4 protein-coding genes are annotated in these 4,958 nt (G+C 69.0%); all 4 read left to right on the top strand.

Annotated features, from left to right (window positions below; genetic code table 11):
- Window positions 1-39 precede the first annotated feature (39 nt).
- The 4 genes from ABD714_RS18070 to tal all read left to right on the top strand — a co-directional run bounded on the left by ABD714_RS18070 (window position 40) and on the right by tal (window position 4,828).
- Window positions 40-723, top strand: a complete 684-nt coding sequence (locus ABD714_RS18070) for an MFS transporter (protein WP_344813840.1) — start codon at window positions 40-42, stop codon at window positions 721-723.
- A gap of 174 nt (window positions 724-897) precedes the next feature.
- Window positions 898-1,455, top strand: coding sequence for a gluconokinase (locus tag ABD714_RS18065; protein WP_344813839.1), 558 nt, complete (start codon window positions 898-900; stop codon window positions 1,453-1,455).
- A gap of 20 nt (window positions 1,456-1,475) precedes the next feature.
- Entirely contained in the window at window positions 1,476-3,671 is a 2,196-nt protein-coding gene (gene tkt, locus ABD714_RS18060; protein WP_344813838.1) for a transketolase, read from the top strand.
- A 44-nt stretch (window positions 3,672-3,715) separates the two neighbouring features.
- Window positions 3,716-4,828: a transaldolase gene (gene tal, locus ABD714_RS18055; RefSeq protein WP_344813837.1), complete on the top strand. Its 1,113-nt coding sequence runs from the start codon at window positions 3,716-3,718 to the stop codon at window positions 4,826-4,828.
- Window positions 4,829-4,958 lie beyond the last annotated feature (130 nt).

Raw genomic sequence — 4,958 nt, 5'->3', positions numbered from 1 at the left:
AACATCCTTCCAGCGGCACCTCCCGGCACCACAGATCAGATGTCACCTACTCGTGCAGCAGACCCTTTCTACGCCCAGTACGTGTTGGGCAACATCGGTCTGGTCGGCATCATCACCTTGGTGAACACGGGTATCACCTTGGTGGTCACGCCGTTCATCCCGAAGATCATCGACCGGTTCGGCAAGAAGAACGTGTTCCAGTTCTGCGGTGTGTTCACCGTGGTCGGTGGGGTGGGTCTCTTCTTCGCTCCGGCGAACATGTTCTGGCTGGTGCTGCTGACGCTGGCGATCAAGGGCGTGGGTGCCAGCTTGATCAACACGGTCATGTTCGGGTTGGAGGCTGACACGGTGGAGTACGGGGAGTGGATGACCGGGAAGCGGAGTGAGGGGGCTACCTATGCGTTGTTCTCGTTCACCCGCAAGGTGACTCAGTCGATCGGCGGCGCGGTGGGGGCGTGGGCTCTGGCGGTCGGTGGCTATGTCGCGGCCAGTGCGGTGAACCCGAGCCCGGTGCAGCCGGACAGTGCGATCATCGCGATCAAGGCCACGATCGGTCTGCTGCCGGCGGTGTGTGCGCTGATCGCGATGCTGATCTTCATCAGGTACCCGTTGACCGATGCCCGGTTCAAGGAGATCCGCAACGAGACCGAAACCCGCAAGCTCGCCGCCGTCGCGGCCCAGCACGAGAATCCTGACGACTTCGCCCCCGACCACCGAGCCTGACCACACGGTGCGACGGCCGTTCCGACAGCGGGCCGAGCCCACCAGGCGGCCCGGTCCACGTCCCTTCACCACCCACCCCCAGCCCATTCTCCAGGAGCGAGACATGACGAGTTCCGACACGACCGCTGCGACCCGCCCACCCTCCGGTGCGACCCAGGATCGGGTGGTGGCGTGATGAGCAGGACCGCCGTGGTCGTCATGGGTGTCGCCGGCTCGGGCAAGTCCACCGTCGCCGAGCTCCTCGCCGCCGAGCTGGGCTGGACCACCACCGAGGCCGACGACCTGCACAGTCCCGCCAGCGTCGCCAAGATGGCCGCTGGCATCCCGCTCGACGACGACGACCGCACGCCCTGGCTCCGCCGCATCTGCCGGCGCATCGAGGACCTCGACGGCGACCAGGTCCTGACCTGCTCAGCGTTGAAGCGGCGCTACCGCGACATCCTCCGGACCGCCGACGCCCGGGTCCGGTTCCTGCACCTCGACGGCGGACGGGACCTGATCGGAGCCAGGATCGGCGCCCGGACCGGGCACTTCATGCCGGTCGATCTCCTCGACTCCCAGTTCGCCACCCTCGAGTCGCTGGAGACCGACGAGGACGGCGCGAGCGTCTCCATCGACGGAACACCCGACGACATCCTCCGGCGCGCGATCGCTGCGCTCGAGCTCACTCCGACGGCGACGACGTCCACCGGTGCTGACCGTCCCGTCCGACCCCAGACACCCCGACCCTGACAAAGGATCTGCTGATCACCATGAGTGACACCCTGACGAGCGCGCTCGTCCTCCCCGACGACTGGACCCTCACCGACGCCCGGGCCATCGACACCATCCGCCTGCTGGCCGCCGATGCCGTGCAGCAGTCCGGCAACGGGCATCCGGGCACCGCGATGAGCCTGGCCCCGGTGGCCTACACCCTGTTCCAGAAGGTCATGCGACACAGCCCGACCGACCCCCACTGGCCGGGCCGTGACCGCTTCGTCCTGTCCTGCGGGCACTCCGCTCTGACCCTCTACATCCAGCTGTACCTGGGCGGGTTCGGGCTCGAGCTCGACGACCTGAGGTCCCTGCGCACCTGGGGATCCGCGACACCGGGCCACCCCGAGTACGGGCACACGAAGGGCGTCGAGATCACCACCGGTCCGCTCGGCCAGGGGCTGGCGAACGCCGTCGGCATGGCCATGGCGTCCCGTCGCGAGCGGGGCCTGCTGGATCCCGAGGCCCGGGCCGGTGAGTCGGTCTTCGACCACCAGATCTACGTCCTCGCCTCCGACGGCGACATCGAGGAGGGCGTCACCTCGGAGGCGTCGTCGCTGGCCGGCACCCAGCGGCTCGGCAACGTGACGGTCATCTACGACAGCAACCGCATCTCCATCGAGGACGACACCACCATCGCCCTCAGCGAGGACACCGCGGCCCGCTACCGCGCGTACGGCTGGCACGTCCAGACCGTGGACTGGACCCAGGGCGACACCACGTACGCCGAGGACGTCCCGGCGCTGCTCGCCGCCCTGGACGCGGCTCGTCGGGTGACCGACCGCCCCAGCTTCGTCCAGCTGAACACGATCATCGCCTGGCCGGCGCCCACCGCCCGCGGCACCGGCAAGTCCCACGGTTCCGCGCTCGGCGCCGAGGAGGTGCGGGCGACCAAGCGTGCGCTCGGTTTCGACCCGGAGCTGAGCTTCGACGTCTCCGAAGAGGTGATCGACCACACCCGATCCCTGGTGGATCGCGGCAACACCGCCGTCTCCGAGTGGCAGGTCGCCTACGACCGGTGGGCTGCCGCGAATCCCGGCGGCAAGGCCCTCCACGACCGCCTGGTGGCTGGTGAGCTGTCACCGGGCTGGGAGGAGGCATTGCCCTCCTGGGCAGCCGACCCGAAGGGCATCGCGACCCGCGCCGCCTCCGGCAAGATCCTGACCGCGCTGGCCCCGAAGCTGCCCGAGCTGTGGGGCGGCTCCGCGGACCTGGCCGAGTCCAACAACACCACGATGGAAGGGGAACCGAGCTTCCTGCCGGCCGACCGGCAGTCCCGGATGTTCCCGGGTGACCCCTACGGGCGCACCCTGCACTTCGGCATCCGCGAGCACGCCATGGGCGCCATCCTGAACGGGATCAGCGTCCACGGCGGCACCCGACCCTACGGCGGCACGTTCCTCACCTTCAGCGACTACATGCGACCGGCCGTCCGCCTGGCCGCGCTGATGAAGCTGCCCGTCACCTTCGTGTGGACCCACGACTCGATCGGCCTCGGCGAGGACGGCCCCACGCACCAGCCGATCGAGCACATCGCCTCCCTCCGGAACATCCCGGGACTGGACGTCGTCCGCCCGGCGGACGCGAACGAGACCGCCGCCTGCTGGGCCCAGATCCTGCGGAACACCGACCGGCCGGCCGGGTTGCTGCTGAGCCGGCAGCCGCTCCCCGTCGTGCCCCGCGGGACCGACGGCTTCGCCGACACCGGCGACGTCGCCCGAGGTGCCTACGTCCTCGTCGACACCGACGGCACTCCCGACGTGATCCTCATCGGCACTGGCTCCGAGGTCCAGCACGCCGTCGCCGCCGCCGCCATGCTCGCCGCCGAAGGGATCGCCGCCCGCGTGGTGTCGATGCCGTGCCGGGAGTGGTTCGACGAGCAGGACGACACCTACCGCAACGCGGTGATCCCCACCATGGTCAGAGCCCGGGTCAGCGTCGAGGCAGGCATCGCCGGGAGCTGGCGCGACCTGGTCGGCGACGCCGGAGAGATCGTCAGCATCGACCACTTCGGTGCGAGCGCAGCCGCCGGGCTGCTGTTCGACACGTTCGGCTTCACCGGTGCCTCGGTCGCCGCCGCCGCACGGAAGAGCCTCAAGTCCGTCACCGCCGAAGGCACCGCCCCCCGTCGGGCCGCGAGTGGCTCGATCACGACCGCGGACCGGCAGCAGCACGCCGGCGACACCGTCGCCTGACCACCATCCACCTCTCCATCCGCATCCCCTTTCTGGAGGACATCATGAGTGATCGCCTGAAGAACCTCGCCGACGCCGGCGTCTCGATCTGGTTGGACGACCTGTCCCGGGACCGCCTTGACAGCGGGAACCTGGCCGATCTGGTCGCCACCCGGTCCGTCACCGGCGTGACCACGAACCCCACCATCTTCGCCGCGGCCTTGAGCAGAGGCAGCGCCTACGACAGCCAGGTCGCCGAGCTCGCGGACCAGGGGGCCTCGGTGCACGATGCGATCCGTGCCTTGACCACCGATGACGTCCGCAACGCCTGCGACGTGATGGCCGAGACCTTCCGGTCCTCCCACGGGGTCGACGGGCGGGTGTCGATCGAGGTCAGCCCGCTGCTGGCCATGGACACCGACGCCACCAGCGCCGAGGCCGTCGACCTGTGGAAGACCGTCGAACGCCCGAACGCCTTGATCAAGATCCCGGCCACCCAGCCCGGACTCGCCGCGATCACCGCCACCATCGCCGAAGGGATCAGCGTCAACGTGACCCTGATCTTCGCCCTGAACCGCTACCGCGCCGTCATCGAGGCCTATCTCGACGGTCTGGAGCAGGCGGCCGCGAACGGCCACGACCTGAGCAGCATCCACTCCGTGGCCTCGTTCTTCGTCTCCCGCGTCGACAGTGAGGTGAACAAGCGTCTCGACGCCATCGGCACCGATGAGGCCGACGCGTTGAAGAGCAAGGCGGCGATCGCCAACGCCCGTCTGGCCTTTGAGCTTTACCAGCAGTCGTTCGGCGGGGAACGCTGGGAGGCGCTCGCCGCCCAGGGCGCGAACAAGCAGCGTCCGCTGTGGGCGTCGACTGGGGTCAAGGACCCGTCGCTGCCGGACACCCTCTACGTGAGCGAGCTGGTCGTCGCCGGCACCGTGAACACCATGCCGGAGCAGACCCTGAACGCGTTCGCCGACCACGGCGAGGTCCACGGCGACATGGTGACCGGCTCCGCAGCCGACGCCCGGGAGGTGATGGACCGCCTCGAAGCCGCGGGCGTGTCCTACGACGACGTCGTCGCCACCCTGGAAGCCGAAGGGGTCGAGAAGTTCACAGCCTCCTGGACCGAGCTCGAGGACACCGTCCGTGGCCAGCTCGACCAAGCCTCCACATCCTGACCGACCGTCCCGAAGCAACCCACGCACGACAACGGGTTGAGTGCACCTCACCCGGAAGGAACGCAGATCATGACTGAGCTCGCGCAGATCGGTGTCACCGGCCTGGCCGTGATGGGCCGTAACCTGGCCC

It is taken from the genome of Microlunatus aurantiacus (assembly GCF_039536605.1).
Lineage (GTDB): Bacteria > Actinomycetota > Actinomycetes > Propionibacteriales > Propionibacteriaceae > Microlunatus > Microlunatus aurantiacus.
Note: the sequence above shows the minus strand (reverse complement) of the source record. Positions and strands in the feature narration are given on the sequence as shown.